General features: G+C 40.6%; 21 protein-coding genes. 15 read left to right on the forward strand and 6 right to left on the reverse strand.

What is annotated here, in order from left to right; all coding sequences use genetic code 11:
* Window positions 1-35: 35 nt before the first annotated feature.
* Window positions 36-1,415, forward strand: coding sequence for a sigma-54 dependent transcriptional regulator (locus tag J4E76_RS03325; protein WP_208501241.1), 1,380 nt, complete (start codon window positions 36-38; stop codon window positions 1,413-1,415).
* The gene (locus J4E76_RS03330; protein ID WP_208501242.1) at window positions 1,405-2,748 is read left to right on the forward strand and encodes a PAS domain-containing sensor histidine kinase; all 1,344 of its coding nucleotides are present in this window, start codon (window positions 1,405-1,407) and stop codon (window positions 2,746-2,748) included. Before J4E76_RS03325 ends, J4E76_RS03330 begins: the two co-directional genes overlap by 11 nt.
* Window positions 2,749-2,753: 5 nt before the next feature.
* Here J4E76_RS03330 and J4E76_RS03335 read toward each other — a convergent pair whose 3' ends face one another.
* Window positions 2,754-4,037 carry an amidohydrolase family protein gene (locus J4E76_RS03335; protein ID WP_208501243.1) on the reverse strand — a complete coding sequence of 428 codons (1,284 nt, stop codon included), beginning with the start codon at window positions 4,035-4,037 and terminating at the stop codon, window positions 2,754-2,756.
* Window positions 4,038-4,313: 276 nt separating this feature from the next.
* On the opposite strand from J4E76_RS03335, the gene J4E76_RS03340 reads away from it, so the two are divergent.
* The 7 genes from J4E76_RS03340 (at window position 4,314) to J4E76_RS03370 (ending at window position 11,662) form a co-directional block, all read left to right on the forward strand.
* Window positions 4,314-7,232: an FAD-binding and (Fe-S)-binding domain-containing protein gene (locus J4E76_RS03340; protein WP_208501245.1), complete on the forward strand. Its 2,919-nt coding sequence runs from the start codon at window positions 4,314-4,316 to the stop codon at window positions 7,230-7,232.
* Between the two features lie 2 nt (window positions 7,233-7,234).
* Window positions 7,235-8,041, forward strand: coding sequence for an FRG domain-containing protein (locus J4E76_RS03345; protein WP_208501247.1), 807 nt, complete (start codon window positions 7,235-7,237; stop codon window positions 8,039-8,041).
* The gene (modA, locus tag J4E76_RS03350) at window positions 8,020-8,814 is read left to right on the forward strand and encodes a molybdate ABC transporter substrate-binding protein (protein ID WP_208501248.1); all 795 of its coding nucleotides are present in this window, start codon (window positions 8,020-8,022) and stop codon (window positions 8,812-8,814) included. Before J4E76_RS03345 ends, modA begins: the two co-directional genes overlap by 22 nt.
* A gap of 387 nt (window positions 8,815-9,201) precedes the next feature.
* Window positions 9,202-9,663 carry an IS200/IS605 family transposase gene (gene tnpA, locus J4E76_RS03355; RefSeq protein ID WP_208501249.1) on the forward strand — a complete coding sequence of 154 codons (462 nt, stop codon included), beginning with the start codon at window positions 9,202-9,204 and terminating at the stop codon, window positions 9,661-9,663.
* A gap of 57 nt (window positions 9,664-9,720) precedes the next feature.
* Window positions 9,721-10,119 (forward strand): molybdopterin-binding protein, encoded by a 399-nt coding sequence (locus tag J4E76_RS03360; protein ID WP_208501250.1) that lies wholly within the window; start codon window positions 9,721-9,723, stop codon window positions 10,117-10,119.
* Window positions 10,119-10,790: a molybdate ABC transporter permease subunit gene (gene modB, locus J4E76_RS03365; RefSeq protein WP_208501252.1), complete on the forward strand. Its 672-nt coding sequence runs from the start codon at window positions 10,119-10,121 to the stop codon at window positions 10,788-10,790. Before J4E76_RS03360 ends, modB begins: the two co-directional genes overlap by 1 nt.
* Window positions 10,787-11,662, forward strand: coding sequence for a sulfate/molybdate ABC transporter ATP-binding protein (locus J4E76_RS03370; RefSeq protein WP_208501253.1), 876 nt, complete (start codon window positions 10,787-10,789; stop codon window positions 11,660-11,662). Before modB ends, J4E76_RS03370 begins: the two co-directional genes overlap by 4 nt.
* On the opposite strand, the gene J4E76_RS03375 is transcribed toward J4E76_RS03370, so the two are convergent.
* Together J4E76_RS03375 and J4E76_RS03380 are read right to left on the reverse strand one after the other, a co-directional pair.
* Complete coding sequence (locus J4E76_RS03375) at window positions 11,659-12,048, reverse strand: hypothetical protein (RefSeq protein ID WP_208501254.1); 390 nt, start codon at window positions 12,046-12,048, stop codon at window positions 11,659-11,661. The genes J4E76_RS03370 and J4E76_RS03375 overlap by 4 nt on opposite strands.
* A 108-nt stretch (window positions 12,049-12,156) precedes the next feature.
* Complete coding sequence (locus tag J4E76_RS03380; RefSeq protein ID WP_208501255.1) at window positions 12,157-12,513, reverse strand: DUF6249 domain-containing protein; 357 nt, start codon at window positions 12,511-12,513, stop codon at window positions 12,157-12,159.
* 150 nt (window positions 12,514-12,663) lie between these two features.
* Here J4E76_RS03380 and J4E76_RS03385 point away from each other — a divergent pair, with 150 nt between their 5' ends.
* Both J4E76_RS03385 and J4E76_RS03390 read left to right on the forward strand, forming a co-directional pair.
* On the forward strand, window positions 12,664-13,224 hold the full coding sequence (locus J4E76_RS03385; RefSeq protein ID WP_208501256.1) for an RNA polymerase sigma factor: 561 nt from the start codon (window positions 12,664-12,666) through the stop codon (window positions 13,222-13,224).
* Window positions 13,221-13,619, forward strand: a complete 399-nt coding sequence (locus J4E76_RS03390) for a hypothetical protein (RefSeq protein WP_208501258.1) — start codon at window positions 13,221-13,223, stop codon at window positions 13,617-13,619. The genes J4E76_RS03385 and J4E76_RS03390 overlap by 4 nt, the downstream gene beginning before the upstream one ends.
* A gap of 3 nt (window positions 13,620-13,622) precedes the next feature.
* Here J4E76_RS03390 and J4E76_RS03395 read toward each other — a convergent pair whose 3' ends face one another.
* Window positions 13,623-14,663 carry an oxygenase MpaB family protein gene (locus tag J4E76_RS03395; protein ID WP_208501260.1) on the reverse strand — a complete coding sequence of 347 codons (1,041 nt, stop codon included), beginning with the start codon at window positions 14,661-14,663 and terminating at the stop codon, window positions 13,623-13,625.
* 247 nt (window positions 14,664-14,910) lie between these two features.
* Here J4E76_RS03395 and J4E76_RS03400 point away from each other — a divergent pair, with 247 nt between their 5' ends.
* The 4 genes from J4E76_RS03400 (at window position 14,911) to tyrS (ending at window position 18,805) form a co-directional block, all read left to right on the forward strand.
* Window positions 14,911-15,783, forward strand: coding sequence for a hypothetical protein (locus J4E76_RS03400; protein ID WP_208501262.1), 873 nt, complete (start codon window positions 14,911-14,913; stop codon window positions 15,781-15,783).
* A 139-nt stretch (window positions 15,784-15,922) separates the two neighbouring features.
* Window positions 15,923-16,978, forward strand: coding sequence for a ParM/StbA family protein (locus J4E76_RS03405; RefSeq protein ID WP_208501263.1), 1,056 nt, complete (start codon window positions 15,923-15,925; stop codon window positions 16,976-16,978).
* On the forward strand, window positions 16,978-17,451 hold the full coding sequence (locus J4E76_RS03410) for a polymer-forming cytoskeletal protein (RefSeq protein WP_208501264.1): 474 nt from the start codon (window positions 16,978-16,980) through the stop codon (window positions 17,449-17,451). Before J4E76_RS03405 ends, J4E76_RS03410 begins: the two co-directional genes overlap by 1 nt.
* A gap of 67 nt (window positions 17,452-17,518) precedes the next feature.
* Entirely contained in the window at window positions 17,519-18,805 is a 1,287-nt protein-coding gene (gene tyrS, locus J4E76_RS03415; RefSeq protein ID WP_208501265.1) for a tyrosine--tRNA ligase, read from the forward strand.
* A 9-nt stretch (window positions 18,806-18,814) separates the two neighbouring features.
* On the opposite strand, the gene J4E76_RS03420 is transcribed toward tyrS, so the two are convergent.
* Window positions 18,815-19,672 carry a DUF4249 domain-containing protein gene (locus J4E76_RS03420; protein WP_208501266.1) on the reverse strand — a complete coding sequence of 286 codons (858 nt, stop codon included), beginning with the start codon at window positions 19,670-19,672 and terminating at the stop codon, window positions 18,815-18,817.
* Between the two features lie 3 nt (window positions 19,673-19,675).
* Window positions 19,676-22,027: a TonB-dependent receptor gene (locus J4E76_RS03425; protein ID WP_208501267.1), complete on the reverse strand. Its 2,352-nt coding sequence runs from the start codon at window positions 22,025-22,027 to the stop codon at window positions 19,676-19,678.
* Window positions 22,028-22,206 lie beyond the last annotated feature (179 nt).

A 22,206-nucleotide genomic window follows, 5' to 3' on the forward strand; every position in this document is an offset into this window, starting at 1 on the left:
TTTGTTAGAAACCTTAGGTCAAATACTCAAACCATATGAATTCTGGACGCATACTTATAGTCGATGATAACGAAGACTTGCTCAAAGCAGCAAGGATGTTTCTCAAAAGGCACTTCGGTCAGATAGATTTAGAAAAGGATCCCACACTCCTTCCCGACTTATTAAAAAATGAGTCATACGATGTAATCATGTTGGATATGAACTTCACCCAGGATGTAAATTCTGGACAAGAGGGTTTCCACTGGCTAGATCAGATATTGGAGATAGACCCTTCCGCTGTGGTATTATTAATTACAGCATTTGGTTCGGTTGATTTAGCCGTTAAGGCGATCAAGGCAGGAGCCTCAGACTTTGTAATGAAGCCTTGGGAGAATGAAAAACTGCTTGCCACACTCCTTTCGGCCATGAAACTCAAATCTTCCAAAACTGAGATTCAACAGCTAAAAGACCAACAAGCAGTACTAAAGGCTGATCTAGACGAGAAATTCAAAGACATCATTGGACAGTCGCCCAATATGATGCAGGTATTTGATACCATTGACCGTGTGGCCGAAACAGATGCCAATGTGTTAGTCTTAGGCGAAAATGGTACTGGAAAGGAGCTTATTGCACGATCCTTACACCGTAACTCCAATAGAGCCGATAATCCCTTTGTGAGTGTCGACCTAGGAGCAATCACTGAGAGCCTATTCGAATCGGAACTCTTTGGTCATGTCAAAGGATCATTCACTGATGCCAAGACCGATCGACCTGGAAGATTCGAAGTTGCCAATAGAGGAACGCTTTTCTTGGATGAAATTGGTAACCTATCACTCCCTTTGCAGGCTAAGCTCTTGACAGCCCTTCAGAATAAGAAAATTACTCGTGTTGGTTCAAACCGGATAATAGACGTTGACATCCGTCTGGTCTGTGCTACTAATATGCCTTTGTATGACATGGTTCAGAAAGGTGAGTTCAGGCAAGATTTACTCTACAGAATCAACACCATAGAACTGCGCTTACCTTCTCTTAAAGAAAGAGGAGATGATATCCCTCTACTCGCTGAACATTATTTAGGCCAGTACGCTAAAAAATACAACAAGGACATTTATAAATTCAGCGAAGCGGCTTTAACTCGACTTGGCAAGTACCATTGGCCTGGCAATGTTCGTGAGCTTCAGCATGCGGTTGAAAGAGCCGTGATCATGAGTAGAGATAACATCCTTCAACCTGAAGATTTCTTTTTTAATGCTGCACAGCAACCTAAAGAAAACAGTGGAGACATTAGCTTAGAACAGTATAACTTAGAGGATGTAGAGCGTATTCTCATTCGCAAGGTTTTGGCTAAGCATAATGGAAATGTCACTCATGCCGCTCAGGAATTAGGCTTAACACGATCATCACTTTACCGAAGATTAGAGAAGTATGGGCTTTAATAGATTTAGGCTTTTTGTACTCATAAGGGTTATAATATTGTTCCTGACAGTAGCTGCTTTTGTGTACCTGATATTCTTTGATCAGAAGTATGTAACCACGGTAGTAACAGGTTTCTTGATTGTTTTCGAGGTATTCGAGCTCTTCAATTACATTGAAAGCACTAATAAAAAGCTCAGGCGTTTCTTCGATGCCATCAAGTATAATGACTTCAACATGAGTTTCACTCATGACAACAAGCTCGGTAAGACATTCAAGGAGTTGAACATCGCTTTTAAAGAAGTAATTGATGCCATTCTATTGGAGCGTCAAAAGCGGGAAGAATTCTTTCAAGAGCTTCAAGTGGTAGTAGAAAATATTGCGTCAGGCATCATCTCCATTGACAATGAAGGACAAATAAAACTGATCAATCAATCTGCACTCAATCTCCTTGGCATCACAAAGCACAGGCATTCAAATCGTTTGAATATCAAAACCAAAGAAATTGCGAGTCTAATCAATCAGCTTGATGGAAGTAATCGGGCGACTTATAAGACGGGCGATGGACGCGAATTAGCAGTCTTTGAAAGTAGGTATAAGCTGGGAAAAGGTTCCTACCGCTTGTTTGCCATTCAAGACATTAAAGCTGAATTACAAGCAAGAGAGCTGGAAGCATGGCAAAACTTAACCAAGGTACTACGGCATGAAATCATGAATTCGATAGCACCTATCTCTTCTTTAACCTCCACCCTAACACAGATTATTGGCGAGGACATCAAGAAAGAGCCTGATCATAATATTCTATCTCACGAAAGCCTTGAAGACATTGAGGAAGGTTTAAGAACCATTTCTGGAAGATCTGATGGTCTAATCAATTTTATCAACGCTTATCGTGATTATACAAACCTTCCAGACCCTAACAAGGAGGACACTTCGATCAACCAAGTAGTTCAAAACACTGTCAACTTACTTAAAAGCGATTTTGCTGATGGGCAGCTGATCGTTAAGATGCCAAAGACTTCTCAACGACTTCAGCTAGATGAGCAATTGATTGAGCAGGTACTGATTAACTTGATTAAGAACGCTCGAGAGGCTATCGGGAATGCTGATAATGGTTGGGTAAAGGTCGAAATCAAAGTCTTCAACCAATCTACCTCGGTGGTTATCCAAGACAATGGGCCGGGTATAGTTAAAGAAGCCCAACAAAAGATCTTTATGCCTTTCTATTCTACCAAGAATAGAGGTTCGGGTATAGGTCTAAGCCTCTCAAAACAGATCATGCAGCTCCATGACGGTGATATTTTGCTCGAGAGCGAATTAGGAAAGGGGGCCAATTTTACCTTGATATTTGGCTAAGCAAATCAGTTATTCAGCTCATCTCTCAACGCTTTTTCTGAAATCCATTTACCCTTTAAAACGACACCAGCACGGTCTTTAGTTGCCTCAATATTTTCTAGTGGATTACTTTCCAGCATTACTAGGTTCGCCTTTTTTCCTACTTCAACTGTCCCTACTTCTTCTGCAATTTTAAGATAGGTGGCTGGGTTTATGGTAGCCATTTTCAAGGCTTCGTAATTACTCAAACCAGCTTCTACAAAAGCAGCCAATTCGTCATGAATGCTAAAGCCAGGAATGATAAAACCAAATCCAGCATCTGTGCCTAACATAATATTACCACCCTTATTCAAAATTGTGGTCAACACGATTTTGTGGTTCTCTTCTGACTGCCTATAATCTGCATTCCCTTTAGCAAATCCAGTCTCAAACGTATTGCGAAGCTCGTCTGAAATTAATTCATATTCATCGCTAACCTTGATTCGGGCTACTTGAGCAAATGACAATGCATCAACTGAAATCGTTGGAACGTGCCATAACTCATTGTTACTCACAGATAGATCTGCTAACTGATTTACCTTATCAACCTCCAATGATCCTCGTGAAATAGAGTTTCTTGAAGAGGCAAACAGGCCGAAACCAATCAAATGTTCAGTTGAAGTCTGACCCGATTGAAACACTCTTTCTGGCCCAACATTAAAGGGAACATGTCCTATGACAGGAATACCTTCCGATGCAGCTTCAGCGATAATAGCTTCATAAATTTCGCTTGACAGTCGATTATAAACTTTTATAAAATCATAACCATCTCGTTTGTATTTTCTCACCAGCCTCACTGCATCAGCAACTGTTGTTACCGGAGGTGTAAATGCCTCAAAAGGTCCTCCAGATCCATTCATACCTGGACTGGCCGCAAATATTCTAGGTAGGTCTAAATCATTATCAATTATGCTGTTACGAATGTTTAATGATCCGGGTGAACCCCACATTTCTCTCACCGTTAATACCCCATTGGCCACAAACAAAAACAGATCACTTATTGTACTCCTGTGATAATGCATATCCATCAAACCAGGAATAATGTACCCAATACCTTTCGCATCAATAACCTGAAGACCGGTTGGTATGGTCACAGAACCCAGGTTTCCCAACGCAGTAATTATGCCGTCTTCGACTATCAAAACCTGATCTTCCAATACTTCATTACTTATCATAGTGATAACATTAGTATTGATTATTGCGAAAGAACGTTCATCAATTGTCTCAGGAGAGTTGATTAAAATAGGTGTCGTAGAGATAATAGGGTCCATTGGGTCAGAGTCAGGTGTAGGATCAGACGCTGACTTGGAATCTGAGCAACTAAAAAAAAGGAGCGTAATAAGACTTAGAAGGAGGAAATTTCTCACGAGAATAATTTATTGGTTAGGAATGGTCATGATAGTGTAAATAGAATGAAGCCAAAAGGAACTCATCTGAGTTGTTTGAAACCCAAATTCCACATATTTATGGGATATGAAATTGGTAGAAATGATAATTTCCGCTCAAGCAATGTGCGACATCTCCCAATATGAAGTAATTTGCTGCCCATGGATTTGTTGCTGCTGAAAAATCAGCTTGAAGGAGGTCTTTTTACAGACAGTACAACTAGGAAGCTCTATGCCACTGATGCATCAGCATACCGCGAATTACCACTTGCTGTAGCCATCCCCAAAAACAAGGATGATCTCATCACATTAGTCAATTATGCTCGCGAAAATGGGACCTCACTGATACCTAGAACTGCGGGTACCAGCCTTGCTGGTCAAGTGGTTGGTAATGGCATTATCCTAGACATGTCTAAGCATTTCAATCAAGTGATTGAGGTGAACGAAAAAGAGACTTATGCATGGGTGGAGCCTGGTATTATTCGAGACGATCTCAATAGGCATCTAGAGCCTTATGGCTACTTCTTTGCTCCGGAGACTTCCACGGCCAATCGAGCCATGATTGGTGGCATGATTGGTAATAATTCATGTGGTTCTAATTCAGTAGTTTATGGAAGTACAAGAGAACATTTACTTGAAGTAAATACTGTGCTTGGAGATGGTACTGAATCTTGGTTTGGGGAAGTCGATAAAGGGGCTTTTCTAGATAGATGTAACGGCCTGTCTGTAAGTGGAGGATTACAGAATAGTATCTACTTCGAAACTCGAGAAATTCTCAAGAATGAAGTCAACCAAAAAGAGATAATAGAGGGCTTTCCTAAGGAAGATATTCCAAGAAGAAACACGGGGTACGCATTAGACATGCTTCTTCGCCATCAGCCTTTTAATGAACAAGGCAATGACTTCAATTTCTGTAGTCTAATTGCGGGTTCTGAAGGGACATTATGCATAGTTACCTCGGCAAAAGTAAAACTCACCCCTCTTCCGCCTAGCAATAAGAGGTTAGTTTGTGTTCATTCAGAAACCATTGATGACAGCCTAAGGGCAAACCTCGTAGCCCTCAAGTACCAGCCTTCTGCCTGTGAGCTGATGGATCACTACATTTTGGAAGCCACTAAGCGTAATCCAATGTACAATGCGTTGCGTTTCTTTGTAGAGGGAGATCCACAAGCAATACTCGTGGTAGAATTGAACGCGGAAAGTCCTGAAGAAGCCGATCAAAAGGTTGCTGACTTAATTTCTGACCTCAAAGAACAAGGACATGGCTATGCCTATCCAATCATCAAAGGAAAAAAGATTAAAGCCGTTTGGAACCTGAGAAAAGCAGGTTTAGGCTTACTTTCAAATGTTCCGGGTGATGCCAAGCCCGCACCTGTTATAGAAGACACCGCTGTTGATGTAAAAGATCTACCTGCCTACATCGCAGAATTCAATGAAATTCTTGATAAACACGGTCTATACTCAGTTCACTATGCCCATGCGGGTTCAGGCGAATTACATCTGCGTCCCATCATTAATCTAAAGACTGCTGAAGGTCAGCGGCAATTCCGGACAATAGCGGAAGAGATTGCCTTGCTAGTTAAGAAGTATAAAGGATCACTTTCTGGAGAGCATGGTGATGGTCGACTCAGAGGGGAATTCCTACCCCAAATGATTGGTGAGCACAATTACGAGCTAGTCAAGAGAGTAAAACAGATTTGGGACCCACAAAACATCTTCAATCCAAATAAAATTGTGGACACCCCTCCTATGGATACCTCTTTGAGGTACAAGAAGGACCAAAAGACCCCCGATTTTGAAACGCAATTCGACTTCTCCTCCACTGACGGCATTCTGCGAACTGCAGAGCTCTGCAACGGTTCGGGTGATTGTCGAAAGTCTGAGTTAAGTGGTGGTACTATGTGCCCAAGCTATATGGCCACGAGAGATGAAAAAGACACAACCAGAGCTCGTGCCAACATTCTAAGAGAGATACTAACCAACTCGACCGACAAGAATCCATTTGCCAATGAGGAGATCAAAGAGGTGATGGATTTGTGCCTATCCTGCAAAGGCTGTAGCTCAGAATGTCCTTCTAATGTTGATATGGCCAAACTCAAAGGTGAATGGCAGTATCAGTATTACAAAGAGAATGGCATTCCATGGAGAACAAAACAGATTGCTGCCTTTTCTAAAAACATGAAACTAGCAAGTCTGGCTCCTTGGGCTTATGATTTTGCCTTTGGCAACAAAATCACCGGCAACCTTCTGAAATCATTCGTAGGTTTTGCACGAGAACGTAGCGTACCAAGTCTTTCTAGGCAACCACTGAATACATGGCTGCGCAAAGAATTCAAACCGACAGTAACCGATAAGAAAGTCTACTTCTTTTGTGATGAGTTCACCAATTATAACGATGCCGAAATTGGTAAAAAGGCAGTCTTACTCTTGGATAAACTTGGCTATCAGGTCATCTATGTACCGCATGCAGACTCAGGTAGACCTCAACTCTCTAAGGGCCTCTTGGATGAAGCTAAGACCCTTGCCGAATCCAACATCGATACATTCAAAGAGTTGGCTACGGCTGCCACACCTGTTATTGGTATTGAGCCATCTGCTATTCTAACTTTCAGAGACGAATACATCAGTCTGACCAGAGGCAAATATCAGGAGCAGGCGAAACGAATTGCGCATCATGTCTTTACCATTGAGGAGTTTATGGCCAATGAAATCGATGCAGGCCGTATTAAATCGGAACAGTTTGTTAAGGACCCCAAAGTGATCAAAGTACATGGGCATTGTCATCAGAAGTCTCTTTCTTCAATGGTCCCGACCAAGAAGCTATTGTCTTTACCGGAAAACTTTAAAGTACAAATGATTCCTTCTGGGTGCTGTGGTATGGCAGGATCGTTTGGTTACGAAAAAGAGCATTATGATGTATCAATGAAGATTGGGGAGTTAGTGCTGTTTCCGACTGTACGTAAGCTACCAGAAGATGTCATTGTTGCAGCCGCAGGTACCAGTTGCAGGCATCAAATTAAGGATGGCACTAGTAGAAGGTCATATCATCCGGTGGAAATACTATATCAACACATCCAATAATTATGAAAAAGTATGCGAGTAATCTCTACGGAGAATTAGACATGCCTGAAGATTTTATTGAATTGACCCAACTCATGCTGAGAAAAGATCTTCATAGAAAAAGTGGCTCAGAAACCTTGAGAGTACGGTACTGGAGAGGACAATCGAATGTGAATTGGAGGCTAGACAGTGGTGCTTACCGAAGAGTGCAAAGAGATTTAAGGCCAGGACAGGATGTAAACGATGAAATCAGAAATTATGAGACAAGATTACTCGATTATGCCACCCATCAAGGCTACCGATACCATGAAGGAAGAGATCTAAGCGATTTCGAATTACTAGCCAAATTACAACATCATGGTGCCGCTACTCGACTAATTGACTTCTCATGCAGCGCTTTGACAGCCCTCTGGTTTTGTGTTTCATCACTCCCTGATGATATGGGACTACTAATTGGCCTTAACACTAGGTATATTGGAGGTGGCGAAAAGCAAGTACATAATCTTACTTATGAAGAAATCATCAGTGCTTGTGATAAATACACCAACCCATCACTTTGGGATTCTCCATCAACTACATCCAGGATCTCTGCTCAAAATGCCCAATTTATATACAGTAAAATAGGAGAACACAAAGCTGGTAGTTTAATGACTTTTTATGAAGGTGATGTGAATTCCTTTATCCCAATTTCTCCCAAATTAAAAGTCGAATGTTCTGAGATTCTGAGCAATGTATATAATATTCGGAAAAGCACCCTTTTCCCTGATATTGACGGATTTGGTGCAGCTAATGCAGCTGACCAAGATCAATGGAACATGACAAGATGGTAAATCGCTTACCTGCACTTTTTTTTAAGACACTAATTGTGATATCTGCTTTGACATTCACGACTTCTTGTGATAAAACAGAAGTTAAGAAAGTTATGGTAGCTACCTCTGCCAATATGCAGTTTGCAATTGTGGAATTGGAAAGGGCATTTGAGGCATTGGAAGGCGCTGACATAGAAATAATTCTAGGCTCTTCTGGTAAGCTTACCAATCAAATCATTGCTGGAGCTCCATATGATCTATTTCTTTCAGCAGATAGTAAATTCCCAGAAACCCTAGTTGACAAAGGCTTAGTTTCTGGAAGACCAAAGACCTACGCTTTTGGAAAACTAGTGATCTGGACATCAATGGATCTAAATTCAATGGAGGGCCTTACAAAAATCGCCTTAGGAGGGATAAAAATTGCAATTGCAAATCCAAAAACGGCTCCTTACGGTGTGGCTGCCTTAGAGAACCTGAAGTCAAATGGAGATTGGGAAGAGATAAAAGATCAAGTAGTATTTGGCGAAAGCATCTCCCAAGTCAATCAATTCCTTCTCAGCGGAGCTGCGAAAGTTGGACTGACTTCCATGTCAAGTATTAAGTCAGAAGCCTTCAATGATAAAGGCTCTTGGATCGATGTCCCGGTAAATACATATACCCCGATCGCACAGCAGATGGTAATACTTAATGCCAGACCGGAAATGTATGATCAAGCAAAGGCCTTCTTTGATTTTGTTCTTTCGGCCAGAGGTCAAGAGATATTGAGTGCCCATGGTTATGAACCTACATATTAGTTTCACTCCTACGGAGTTGAGTTTTTCTAATACTAACAATCTTTCAACATATGACTCCTATGGAGTCATGCTCATATCAAGAGTTTAAATTTCATAGACACCAAATAATGTCACTACCTCACTAGTAAAAGCCACACAGAAGAGTACTGAATAGGTGCATTATTATTCATCCAATTTTGATTCCATAGAATTAGCTCTTAGCGGGCTCTTTTGAACATACAACTCCAAAGGATTCATTTTCTTTTTGGATTAGATAAGCTCTGCACAAATATTTATTACCAAAATGGCACGATCAGCCAAGCAATCCACACATATCAGACCTCGGAGAGGTCATATGTCCTTAGCTATGATTAAATTAATTAGCAAAAGCTCCAGAGGAGCGAGACTATGCCCAATACATATACACAACTTTACGTTCAGCTCGTATTCGCAGTTAAACATCGGGAAAGCCTGATTGGTGAAAACATACGTGTTGATATTCAAAAATATATCACTGGTATTGTCTCAAATCGTAAACATAAGATGATGGCAATCTACATTATGCCAGACCATTGTCACATCCTTGTTGGGTTGAACCCTATGCAGTCGGTATCGGACTTGGTAAGAACTATTAAATCGAATTCCTCTAAGTGGATCAATGAGACCAAACTCCTCAAAAAAAGATTCCAATGGCAAGAAGGGTATGGTGCTTTCACCTACAGTGAAGGCCAAACCCCTTCTGTTATTAAGTATGTATTGAACCAAAAAGAGCATCACAGAAAAGTGAGGTTCAAGGAAGAATACTTAGACTTTCTAGAAAAATTCAACATTGATCACGATGAGAAATACCTGTTTGACTGGATAAGTTGAATAGAGTCATTCAGATAATTCCCTAAAGACCATTAGATTTAGCTCAATTTCGATCTATTGAATTCCATCCAAGGTAAAATATCAGCAATTCAAACTTCTGGCAGCTTGTCGTTGGTCAGTATAGAAGCGGGACCCAATAAGCTTACCACAATTGTTATTGACACCCCAGAAACGCTCCCTCTTTTAAAGGTTGGAAATACAGTCAAAGCCATATTCAAAGAAACTGAAGTAGCAATCGGTACCGAGGAAAAGCACAACATCAGTATGCAAAATCAGCTTTTAGGACTCATTAAAGGTATTGAAGTGTCCGAATTGCTGACCAAGGTGGTGATTCAAATTGGAACAACTGAGGTCTCTTCGATTATTACTACAAAGGCCGCCAACGCTATGAACCTAATTCAGGGAATGCCAGTTACAGCCTTGATAAAGACCAATGAAATAATGCTTTCTGAGTGATGGATTGGGCACCGATCATATTGACCCTCAAGTTGGCTACTGTTACTACCATTTTGTTGGTTCTGATTGCTGTTCCTTTGGCCAATTGGCTTGCAAACACTAAGGTTAAGTTTAAACCTGCCTTAGAGGCGCTGATCAGTATGCCATTAGTCTTACCTCCTACTGTTTTGGGCTTCTACCTATTGGTTGCGTTCAGCCCGAACAATGCATTTGGAGAATGGCTAGACCAATGGCTTGGATTACGACTGATATTCTCCTTTGAGGGATTAGTCTTTGCCTCTATCATCTATAGCCTCCCGTTTATGGTTCACCCTATTCAGTCTGGTTTGACTAACCTTCCTCATTCTCTTACTGAAGCCTCATATGTGTTGGGTAAATCGAAATTTCAAACCCTGATAAGGGTATTATTGCCCAATATCAAACCTGCGCTACTAACAGGTATTGTTTTATCTTTTGCACATACTATGGGCGAGTTTGGGGTAGTATTGATGATTGGAGGTAATATACCTGGGCAAACCAAGGTGGCTTCCATTGCCATTTATGATGAAGTAGAGTCTCTTAATTATGGGCTTGCCAATAACTATTCACTCCTTTTGCTTGGCATAACATTTTTTATCCTGCTCACCGTCTATTCGTTCAACCGCACTGGAATTAAAAGTTTCTGGAAATGATAAGGCTGAAACTACATAAGAAACTTCATGCCAATCAAGGTCTTATGCACCTCGATGTTGATCTGAACATCCCAGATGGAAATTTTACAGCCATCCAAGGTAAATCGGGTGCTGGTAAAACATCTCTTTTAAGAATGATTGCGGGCTTAATGAAGCCAGAAAAAGGCCATATTGAGGTGAATGAAAACACATGGTTTTCGAGCGACACAAAGGTTGATCTACCTATTCAAAAGCGTGGTATTGGTTACGTCTTTCAAGACTATGCGCTTTTTCCCAATATGACCGTATATGAAAACCTTGCATTTGCCTTGCTTAAAGGTGATAACCCAAAGGTCATTGATGACTTGGTTGACATCATGGAACTAGGCGATTTAAAAGCCTTGAAGCCTAATATCCTTTCTGGCGGACAGCAACAAAGAGTGGCACTAGCAAGAGCATTAGTGCAGAAGCCCAAGCTCCTATTGCTGGACGAGCCACTTTCCGCACTGGACAATGAGATAAGAGCTAAGCTTCAGTCCCATATCCTAGAGCTTCACAAGGCATTTAATCTTACAACCATCATGGTCAGTCATGATAATGCAGAAGTTTTGAGGCTAGCAGATGACTTATTGATCATGGAAAATGGTTGTATTATAAATCAAGGGAAGCCCACAGAACTACTAAGTGGTCGTTCGCTCAGTGGGAAATTTCAATTTACCGGCCAAGTAGTAGACCTCAAAGTCGAAGGTGTAGTCACAATAATCTCGGTAATGGTTGGTAAAGAGCTTGTGAAGGTAGCCTCAGAAAAACAAGAGGTATCATCACTCAAAGTTGGCGATACAGTGCTTGTAGCCTCCAAGGCTTTTAATCCTGTAATACAAAGACTCTCCTAGTCTATTTGACTAGTACGGCAACCCACAACAACTTTCACGTTATAATTCTGATCCGGCATGTTAGCCAAGAGTGCCAAGCAAACAATACAGTTAGTATTCTCTCTGGAATCAGCAATAGTTACAAAAAATGGCTGACTAGTGTCTTCTGGGTAGTTTTGTTGACATGGGTCGAGAAATGTACCGAAGGTATTTTCGTAAACAACTCCATCATGGTCGGTCCATGTTTCCAATGAAAGACCAGTATCATTACCAACGACTTGAAGCACAGCATTGCCACAAACTTCAGCAACTACCCTCACTTCAATACAATTTGGAACTACGTCTTTTTCACATGAGGAAATGGAAATTGCAAGTATGGTTAGGAATGCCAAAGAGAGTCGTTTCATGGTTCTTCTTGTTAATTTATATCTCTTTGACAGTACACATTCAAAAATGGTTGTAAAAGAAAAGGCCGAAGAAATCAATCTTCGGCCTCTTATCTTCAATTCGAGATTTTATGCATCCTTGCCTATTTCCTTTTTCATAAACATGAAGTAAATCAAAAAGCCTAACGAAGCGGCCGTAATCACAATGCCATAAGCAGCCGTAGAGTCATAATAGAGATCCATCGTGTTTATGATGACCAGACCTATTCCACTGAAGAACAGGATGAGTCCCCATTTCAAAGAACTATAATAATTGTCTTTAGCCCCATCCTTTAACAGTTCCATTGCCTCTTCATTGATCAAACCGGCCTCAATCATCTTTCTTCTTAATCTATAACTAGTAATACCTTTGATCACACCTATTGTGGTAAATCCAGTAAAGGCAAATGTGATGAAGACGGTGAGTACTATATCAAATCCTTCCATTGTTTCGAGTTTTTAAATTCCATTTGCCCAATCAGACAGCGATGTGCTTTTCAATGTTGCAGTTTAAGAAAAAAAATATCGAACTTATTCTTTTACAGTCTTAAGACTGTAGTGCAACATCTCGACAATCAAAATTGTCTAACGTTTCATATGGATGATCAGTCGCTTGTAAAAAGCGTATTAGGCGGAAACCAACAGGCCTTCGAATTTCTAATTCGCAAGTATGAAAAGCTGGTTTTCCACATGATCCACAAGTTGACCAGGGAGGAAGTAATGGTCGAAGAGTTGGCGCAGGATGTTTTCATGAAGGTATATGAAAAGTTACCTGGCTTTCGGTTCGACAGTAAACTATCCACATGGATAGGCACGATTGCTTATAGGCATACGATCAATGTGCTCAAAAAAACCAGTAAAATGACTTATAAATCATTAGAGGAAGCCAATGAAGAACAGTTCTTCAAGGAAAAGACTACTCCCGCGGACATACTGGAGGCAAGTAGCGTATCCCAATTTGTTCAGAAGAACATTGATAAACTACCTGCCCACTATCGAAATGTGTTGTACTTATATCACATTGAAGAGATGAGCTATCCTGAGATTGTTGAAATAACTGGAATGCCAGAGGGCACGGTAAAAAACTACTTATTCAGAGCCAGAAAGCTGCTTAAGGAAGAGCTATCTAAATACATGCAAAAGGAGGAATTGTTATGAAACAACATAAAGGAATTCGAGAGCAAATAGATTTTGATGCTTCACGAGACAAGCAGGATGAAGAACTATACGAGCTGTTATTTGAGCAATTAGAGAAAGAAAAAGAGATCACAATTCATCCAAGTTTCTCTAGTACAGTAATGGACAAGTTAAAGGCCAAGCATAAGAAAGAGGCGCGAAAAGATACTATAATGTTCGCGCTAGCAATTACTGGAGTTTTATTCTTCAGTTTTATGACTTTGCAGGTGATTTCATCATTCGGAAAATCGGAGTCTTTTGTCTCTATTGGCATGTTTATGCCTGTATTTGCACTGGCAGCATTGCTTGTAACATTTCAATTGCTAGACCATAACCTGATAAGAAAAAAACGAATCAAACAGCATTTAGGCATTTAAAGGTTATGTCTCGTCTAAACTGTTTTCTTTAAAGCGTGCATATGCCTTCGCATAAGAATCTTGCGTGTCAAAAAAGTAATTCCTGAAATTCAGAAACAATTGATAAGGCTTAAAAACAAGCCTATCATAGTTGCTCACCTCCAAACCAAGTTGCCTCGCCACCTTGTCTCCTAACAAGTGAATCATAAATGGTTTTGTTAAACCCTCCAATGGAGAGTCAATCACAGCTTTTTCGTAATACCTATACAAAGAGTCTGTAAGCAATACTCCTGCCTCAGAGGTCCTGAAATGTCTAGTTCGAATGTCCTTTTCCAGCTGGAATGCGTCTTTATTGGAATCTGGAAGCAGTCTTGGGTCTAAACCCAATAGTAATCCAATTTTATTCCAATAGTTGATATAGTCATAGGCCAAACGAGGTTCTATAAACCTGCCTAATTTGCGTAAGCCTCTAATGGCAATCAGCGAAAAAGACAGGTTAGTGCCTGCCATATCCTCTTGATTGATTGGCTTACCTTTCTCCGAATCATTCCAGTCACCGGATTGACTAATGTACCATCGTGTAACTGAATGTAACAGTCTTACGTTTAGAATGCTGATTAAGGCGTTCCCTTCTGGTTTAAAGGCTTTCTTATTTGTCACATCGAAAACAAACCCTGCAGTATCCATCAAACGCCTAGCTGGATCATCTAGAATACGTTTTGACTTCACGAGCACCTCGGCTCCATAAGCCGCAGTATAGCAATAGGGTAAGCTAAGGAAACCCAACAGTAGCATAATATCTGAAGCATATACATTAAAAAAATCCTGCCCCTTCAACAGCTCTTCCTCATCAAACTTACTTGCTGTAGAAGTGATGTTTAAATAAAGTGCATGGAGTTCATCAAATGCTCCCTCAGGTAAGGCATCTTCATTATGACCTAGAGAAGCTAGGTGAGATTGGAGTAAGTCTTTGTGTGCTGGAAAGTACTTCGCAATCACTCGATCAGCCAAAGGATCTTGGAGTTCACGAAAAGCATCCAGCCAGGTGCCTGTGTGTAATTCCATTTTGTATAGTGTGTGTTAACTCAATCTATATAACAAAGTTTTATCTAAAAGTGCTGTTAAGTTCTATCAAATTACTGTGCTCATAAAATGAGCACAACAGTCCGATTGACATATATACATTTATTAATCAGATAGATAGAGCATAAATTGTGAACTTATACTTTCATAATTTTATTGACCACTCATACAATGGGTTGATTCCGTTTTCAGACATTTATTTATCTTGTGAAGACAACAAGACCAACTTATGAAGACCATATTCTCGCTCATTGCCCTCGTACTGACCACATGTTTTGCCTTGGCTCAGGCAGCTCCACCAGATACCGACATTTTCCTTTTTGACCTTAAGGAGAAGAAAGGAAAAGTAAGCCTCTCTAAGGGTAAGAACATCACAAACCGGAAAGGTTATGACAACCAGCCTGCTTTTTTCAATAATGACTATATCGTTTACTCAGCTCATGAGAATGGACAGAACGATATTATGATTATGGATCTATATGATAACAAAGTAACCAACCTAACAAATACTAAGACAAGCGAGTACTCCCCTTTTCCAATGGAGCGCTACAATAGCTTTGCTACCGTCCGGGTTGAAGAAGATGGAACTCAAAGGCTCTGGATGTTTCCCATGGAAGGAAAAGAGTCACCACGGGTGATTTTCGAAAAGATTGCTCCTGTGGGGTACTTTGCATGGAACAAGGATGAAATTCTAATGTTTGTCCTAGGCCAACCGGCAAGCCTTGTTATGGCCAATCCAAATGAAGTGGATGATAAAATCATTACAAGCAACATAGGAAGAACAATTAAGGTAGTTCCAGACAGCCCAGATTTCACTTTCGAGCGAAGAGAAGAAAACGGAGAAGTAATGATTTACCGTTTAAATAGTGTCAACAAAGAAACGATTCCCATCATCAAAAAGCCAGAGAGCTCAAGAGATTGGGCCATTACTCAAGAAGGCACTTATATTACCAGTGTCGGTTCTAAACTATTGTCTTACAACCCTAAACGTAACCAAGAGTGGGTAGAAGTAATGGATTTAGGGGAAACTGGTGCCAAAGGGATTACTCGGATGGCAGTCAGTGCGAATAATAAACGATTGGCTTTGGTGATCAATCAATAAGCCATTTACAATTTTATATATCGAAAGTATTTCGGAACTTCAACCGGATTTTTTTAATGGAAATGATCCGTCAATATTCTTTTAATCGTAATATTGCCGATCATTTAGTTGGCTATTTCACTAGAACAAAACTCAAAACATGTTCAAGACATATACATTCCCTAGTGTTTTCGAGGGAAATAATACAGACTTAAGAAACGTTTCTCCAGACCTTATTAACGGTCTTAAACTATATCATAATGGCGATGGTTACGTGGTTGGTAACCTCGCGCTAACAGAAGGAGTTTCTCCTCACAGAAATATCAATAGCGCACCTGACGAGCTTGATTACCACCTCCTATTGAAGTCTGGTATGCTGATTGCCAACCAGAAGCTTGGTAATCCTTTGACCCTTTCTACCGGCTTTCCTTTCTCTACATTTCAACTTTATAAAGAAATGGCGAGCAACCTCATAAATGCTCAGCATGTAATCGAATATGATGCAGCTACTTATGGAGGCGGTACTAGAAAAAACGTCCAGGTAGAAATTGACAATGTTCAGGTAATCCCAGAGGTTATTAGCTGTGCCATTGCATTGCGTAAAGGCCTTCAACAAGCCACTGGCAACTTCTTTGTAATGTCACTTGGTTATGGAACACTAGAGGGCCTTTTGAGTACTGAAGGTGGTATTGTTCAGAGAACATCACTCTCGACTTATGGCCTACGTTATGCTGTGAACTTGCTGGAAAAAGAATTAGCTAAAACATACTATCTGGAATTGAAAACAGAGCATCAAATTGATGCTGCTTTCCAAAAGGGAGTTATTTTCTTAAACAGAAAACGTATTGATATTAAGGAGATTAGAGACAAAGTATTAAAGCAATACTATGAAGACGTAATCTCTCCTGCAATGAGAAAAGCCTTCAACGATAATGACTTTACTATCTCACACGAGATGTTCTTAGCCGGGGGTGGTGCAATGTACCCTATCCTAGTTGACTGCTTCAAAAAGGAATTCCAGGATGTACTTGACCTCCAAGTAGCAAACGAACCACAAACCCTTGCAAGCCGAGGCTACTGCATTAACTCTGCCCAATTGAATGGTGGTGTAAAAAGCAATGCGGTTGGATTGGATATTGGTAATGCCACCACTATCCTTTCTGTTTTTGACGAAAATGGCGTGACTTCAAATTCACCTGGTCCATCTGATTACTAATGAGTAAGAAAGAATCAGCGGCAATCAATCCTTCTACCTACATTACGCAGGTTAGAAATGGCTCTGTGATTTCGGGTAACATGAAATCTGAACACAGCATTCGTGTGGATGGCTTTGTAACAGGTGATTTAATCTCAAGTGAGAAAATCATTATTGGTAGTCACGGTGAAATTGGCGGTAACCTCAGTGGCACTGACATTACCATCGATGGTTATGTAAACGGAGACGTTTTGGCTAATGGTTTGCTTCATATCTCAAAAACAGCCAAAATCTACGGCAAAATCTATTCAAAGCGTATTTCTGTAGAGAATGGAGCCGAGATGAATGGAAAAGTTAACGTGGGTGATGAGGTAGAGTTGCCAGAGTTGAACACTAGTTCACCGTCTCGATCGACACAAAAAGTTACATTTACGACTACCACTTCTCAAGAAGATGAAGATCGTAAGGACAATTACGGAGGAGTAGCCTGGTAGAACCGGGCTTTTTCCTTTTCCTCTCCCCTTTCATATTCTATATTTGCCCTCCAAATCTAGTTCCCTAATGAGTAATCCACTGGTTGAAGAATTGAGATGGCGTGGAATGATCCACGACATGATGCCTGGCACAGAAGAGCAACTTTCTAAAGAAATGACCGCTGGCTATATTGGGTTTGACCCAACAGCGGATTCTTTACATATCGGTAACCTTGTCCCAGTTATGCTTTTAGTGCATCTGCAGCGAGCAGGTCATAAGCCAGTAGCGCTTGTTGGTGGTGCCACGGGGATGGTGGGCGATCCATCAGGGAAATCAGCTGAGCGCCAATTATTGGCAGAAGATGTGCTTAATCACAACCTGGCAGGTCAAAAGGCCCAATTAGAAAAGTTTCTTGATTTCGATTGCGGAGATAATTCTGCTGAGATCGTAAACAACTACGATTGGTTTAAGGATATGGGTTTTCTCGAGTTTATTCGTGATGTAGGAAAGCACATTACCGTAAACTACATGATGTCTAAGGACTCGGTTAAGAATCGCTTAGAGAGTGGTATGTCTTTTACTGAATTCACTTACCAATTGGTTCAGGGTTACGATTTCTACCACCTTTATCAAAACAACAATTGCAAGATTCAGATGGGTGGTTCTGATCAATGGGGTAATATCGTTACTGGAACCGAGTTGATTAGACGAAAAGCCCAAGGCGAAGCCTTTGCTTTAACAGCTCCTTTGATCAAAAAAGCAGATGGTTCTAAGTTTGGTAAATCCGAAGGGGGAAACATTTGGTTAGATAAAGAAAGGACCTCTCCCTACAAATTTTATCAATACTGGCTGAACACTTCAGATGAGGATGCAAGTAGCTTCATTCGCATCTTTACATTATTAGACAAAGAGAAAATCGAAGCTTTGGAAGCAACACATGCCGAAGCTCCTCATATGCGTACTTTACAGAAAGCTTTAGCAGAAGATGTCACAAGACGCATTCATTCTGAAGAAGACCTTCAAATGGCCATTAAAGCCTCTGGTATTCTATTTGGCAAGTCTACCACGGAAGACTTGGCATCGTTGGATGAAAGCACCTTACTTTCGGTTTTCGAAGGGGTTCCACAAGTGACCGTTAGTCCAAGTGACCTTAGCAATGCCGCTAACTATATTGACTTGCTTTCGGAAGTCACTCAAGGAGTTATCTTCTCTTCAAAAGGAGAAGCAAGAAGAATGCTCCAAGGAGGTGGTGTTTCTATCAATAAAGCCAAAATAGAAGACATGAATGCAAAGCCAGAATTGACTTTGCTTCAAGACAAATACTTTTTGGCTCAAAAAGGAAAGAAGAACTACTACTTAATCACCATCAACTAAGTTCAACGCTTAACTTCCTGGAGGTACAATCGTAATGGACTCACTGTCCAATGCGCTCACCTGAAAGTACCCTAGCGCTCCGTTGCTCAAGTTGGTTCTTGGGTTGGCAGGTGGTGGACTAAACATACCTCCATCGTTATTGAGTAGGTTAAAAAGGTCAGAATAGAAAATAAAGGCTTCCTGAGTTAGACTGTACATTTCAACCATTACCTCCTCTCCTTCAGCATAATAACCTGCTATTTCTAGGTCATCAATCTTTTCACCAAGAAGTATATCATCAGAGAAATAGATATCAGTGTGAGAATCCTTCACTATCTCGCCATTCCTATAGAATTTAAACAAATACTGGTCTTTTCTGTCTTGTGGCTCTGATGCGTAAAACAAGACTTCATAAAATCTACCCTCCTCTTCAGGGTCCTCAAATTCCTCTTCATTCACAATGATTGTTAATGAATCAATAGCCGTTACAGGTAGCAATTCTTCCTGCGCATTGTACTGCTGCCCATCCACTTGAACATCCAGGGAATAGACACTCCCAATTTGCCCCTGAAAACTATTCATTGGATAGTAAAAACCGTTTTGGGTCGGATCATCCGTTGGGTTATGAACAAACTGAAAAGTATTTCCATTATTGTCGGAAACACTCACAAGTGCATTCTCTATTGCATCAGCCGGACCTGTAGCATAGAACGAACGTGTCCGTGTTAATTTCACATAGTGGTTCTGTTGATTGGTAATCAAACCTTCAATCACAACGCGTTCATCAAGTTCATTGGTATCAATAGTTACTGTCTCTTCACAAGCCATTAAAATCATCAAGAGCGAAGCTGTCAATATTAGGTTGATGTTTTTCTTTAGGTTAATCATGACTTAAAAATTAATATTGAAGGTTACTGAAGGTAAAATTGGGAATAGGTAAATGAGACGTGCTTCTTTTTCAGTACCATCCCCGATGATATTATCATCTTCATCCACTTTCACTCTAGTATATATTGAAAATGGATTCTTGCGACTATAGACATTATAGAGCGAGAATACCCATGAAGTCTCATACTTCTTATCCTTGTTCTTTCTTGGTACCAGCGTAGCACTCAAGTCCACTCTGTGAAAATCCGGAAGCTTAAACCCATTCCTCTCAGTGATTATATCAGCAATCTGACCGTCACCAAACTCATATGAGCCGGAGGGTAAGGTTGTAGGGCGACCAGTACCATAAGTAAAGCTTCCACCGAAGGTCCATTTATCATTATAATCATAAGTACCCACAACGTTCAGGTTATGACGTCTATCGTAGTTGGCTAGGAAAGATCTTCCCTGATTCACTCCAGGCACCGTTCTATTCACTCGAGACAGCGTGTAAGCTATAAAGCCTGTGAGCGCTCCTTTTTTCTTCTGCAGCATTAATTCTAAGCCATAGGCCTCTGACTTCCCTTGTCTGAACTCTGTAGACAAATCTTGATTAAAGAAGATTCGAGCATTGTCTGCAAAATCAGTCACATTACTGATGTCTTTGTAGAAGGCCTCCATGGAAAACTCGAATCGGTTGTCATTGAAGTTTCTGAAATAACCAAGAGCGAATTGGTCAGCAATTTGCGGTTTTAAGTAAGTGGAGCTTGGTGCCCAGGTATTGAATGGTAGTGGCACTGTACCACTTGAAATCAAGTGCGTATTCTGTACCATACGGTTATAACTCGCCTTCAGACTACTCTCATTATTCAGTATGTATCTAGCTGAGAATCGTGGTTCGAAATTGACATAGGTCTTGATATTTTCGAAGCTCCCATAGTGAGTAGAGTCTGTCCTGATAGGATTGGTATTATCAAGCTTATCTAAGTAGGTATAGACTGTATTCTCTCCAATGTTCTGGAAAACCGAAAGCCTTGCTCCATACTCAAAAGTAAGTTTATCACTGACCTGATGTTGTAAACTCAAGTAAAGCGCATGATCTAAAGCGTATTCATTTTGTAGTTCTACTGTCTTAAAAATAGATTCTTCGCTTGGGACAATTTTACCTGGGGCAAACTTTCGGTAAGTCAGGTGATAGCCAAAATCCATTGTCAACCTAGGGTTGAAAAAGTAGTTTAGGTCTTGCTTGAAACTGTATTCCTCAAGGTTTGAATCCCATTGAAAGCCATCCGATTGTTCCTGAGACCCAAGTCCGTAATCAAAAGAACTTGCGATTAACGAGGTGTTCGAGAACAGCTTATCATTGAACAAGTGATTCCAACGAAAAGTGGCTGTCCTATTCCCCCAGTCAAAACCAAAGTTACCATCAAAGTTAAAGTCGTCTCTACCAGTATAGAGCGCCAGAAAGAACCTGTTCTTGTTGTTTGCACGCCAGTTTACTTTAGCGTTGATGTCATAGAAATAGACAAGGTTCTTTTGATTTGCAAGGCGTAAGAAAAGATCAACATAAGATCTCCTTGCTGAGATGATAAAAGAACTCTCATCTTTCTTTATTGGCCCTTCTAGCATAACGCTACTGGCTAAAAGTCCTATTCCGGCTTCTCCCCTAAGTTCCTTATTGTTGCCATCTTTAGTCCGTACCTCCAAAATAGACGAGAGTCTTCCTCCAAATCGTGATGGAATTCCTCCTTTATACAATTCAGAATCTTTGATGACATCCGCATTAAAAACCGAGAATAGACCGAACAAGTGTGATGGATCATAAACCGGAGCCTCATCAATTAGAATGAGGTTCTGATCTGCACTACCACCTCTTACAAAGAAGCTTGACGTTCCCTCCCCCGCAGAAACAACTCCTGGAAGCATCTGAATTGTCTTAATGATATCTGGCTCTCCAAAGAGTGCCGGCAACTTCTTAATTTGTTGGATATCAAGTTCATTCTTACTCATTTGAATACTGGTGACGTTGGCATCTTGACGCTCGGCAGTTACCACCACCTCGCTCAGTTCTACCGTCTCTTCTTCCAAATTGATATTCAAGGATAGGTCTTTGTTCAAGACTACTTTTTCGACCTTAGTCTTAAAACCTACATACCTGAATTGAATGTTGTATTCACCTTCGGGTAAGGTCAAAGAGTAAAATCCATAAGGGTTCGTATTAACTCCGCCTCCACTTTCTTCTATTAAAATGGTGACTCCTATAAGTTCTTCTCCTGATTTTGCATCACGGACATATCCGTTCAGCGTGAATTTGTCTTGTGCCCAGACCGTATTAAAAAATAACAAGGCACATACTGTAAAAAGTAGTGTTCGCATAGCGTGTTTTTGATTGAGTTTTACCAACACTTGTTGGCGACCTTTGTTGTTTGACGTACCCGACAGAAACTACACGTATCTGTTTCTGAAATAATTCTTTCTATTAGTCGATTCTAATTAAAAAAGGTTGACGTAAAACCACTTTTTTTTGATCAATCGGCATGCCAAAGCCAAAAAAA

Source organism: Roseivirga sp. E12 (assembly GCF_017592825.1).
Taxonomy (GTDB): Bacteria; Bacteroidota; Bacteroidia; order Cytophagales; family Cyclobacteriaceae; genus Roseivirga.

What these genes read in the sequence shown, in the direction of transcription:
- J4E76_RS03325 (WP_208501241.1), top strand. Translation starts at nt 36, where the DNA reads ATGAATTCTGGACGCATACTTATAGTCGATGATAACGAAGACTTGCTC.
- J4E76_RS03330 (WP_208501242.1), top strand. Translation starts at nt 1,405, where the DNA reads ATGGGCTTTAATAGATTTAGGCTTTTTGTACTCATAAGGGTTATAATA.
- J4E76_RS03335 (WP_208501243.1), bottom strand. Translation starts at nt 4,037, where the DNA reads ATGGACCCTATTATCTCTACGACACCTATTTTAATCAACTCTCCTGAG.
- J4E76_RS03340 (WP_208501245.1), top strand. Translation starts at nt 4,314, where the DNA reads ATGGATTTGTTGCTGCTGAAAAATCAGCTTGAAGGAGGTCTTTTTACA.
- J4E76_RS03345 (WP_208501247.1), top strand. Translation starts at nt 7,235, where the DNA reads ATGAAAAAGTATGCGAGTAATCTCTACGGAGAATTAGACATGCCTGAA.
- modA (WP_208501248.1), top strand. Translation starts at nt 8,020, where the DNA reads ATGGAACATGACAAGATGGTAAATCGCTTACCTGCACTTTTTTTTAAG.
- tnpA (WP_208501249.1), top strand. Translation starts at nt 9,202, where the DNA reads ATGCCCAATACATATACACAACTTTACGTTCAGCTCGTATTCGCAGTT.
- modB (WP_208501252.1), top strand. Translation starts at nt 10,119, where the DNA reads ATGGATTGGGCACCGATCATATTGACCCTCAAGTTGGCTACTGTTACT.
- J4E76_RS03370 (WP_208501253.1), top strand. Translation starts at nt 10,787, where the DNA reads ATGATAAGGCTGAAACTACATAAGAAACTTCATGCCAATCAAGGTCTT.
- J4E76_RS03375 (WP_208501254.1), bottom strand. Translation starts at nt 12,048, where the DNA reads ATGAAACGACTCTCTTTGGCATTCCTAACCATACTTGCAATTTCCATT.
- J4E76_RS03380 (WP_208501255.1), bottom strand. Translation starts at nt 12,513, where the DNA reads ATGGAAGGATTTGATATAGTACTCACCGTCTTCATCACATTTGCCTTT.
- J4E76_RS03385 (WP_208501256.1), top strand. Translation starts at nt 12,664, where the DNA reads ATGGATGATCAGTCGCTTGTAAAAAGCGTATTAGGCGGAAACCAACAG.
- J4E76_RS03390 (WP_208501258.1), top strand. Translation starts at nt 13,221, where the DNA reads ATGAAACAACATAAAGGAATTCGAGAGCAAATAGATTTTGATGCTTCA.
- J4E76_RS03395 (WP_208501260.1), bottom strand. Translation starts at nt 14,663, where the DNA reads ATGGAATTACACACAGGCACCTGGCTGGATGCTTTTCGTGAACTCCAA.
- J4E76_RS03400 (WP_208501262.1), top strand. Translation starts at nt 14,911, where the DNA reads ATGAAGACCATATTCTCGCTCATTGCCCTCGTACTGACCACATGTTTT.
- J4E76_RS03405 (WP_208501263.1), top strand. Translation starts at nt 15,923, where the DNA reads ATGTTCAAGACATATACATTCCCTAGTGTTTTCGAGGGAAATAATACA.
- J4E76_RS03410 (WP_208501264.1), top strand. Translation starts at nt 16,978, where the DNA reads ATGAGTAAGAAAGAATCAGCGGCAATCAATCCTTCTACCTACATTACG.
- tyrS (WP_208501265.1), top strand. Translation starts at nt 17,519, where the DNA reads ATGAGTAATCCACTGGTTGAAGAATTGAGATGGCGTGGAATGATCCAC.
- J4E76_RS03420 (WP_208501266.1), bottom strand. Translation starts at nt 19,672, where the DNA reads ATGATTAACCTAAAGAAAAACATCAACCTAATATTGACAGCTTCGCTC.
- J4E76_RS03425 (WP_208501267.1), bottom strand. Translation starts at nt 22,027, where the DNA reads ATGCGAACACTACTTTTTACAGTATGTGCCTTGTTATTTTTTAATACG.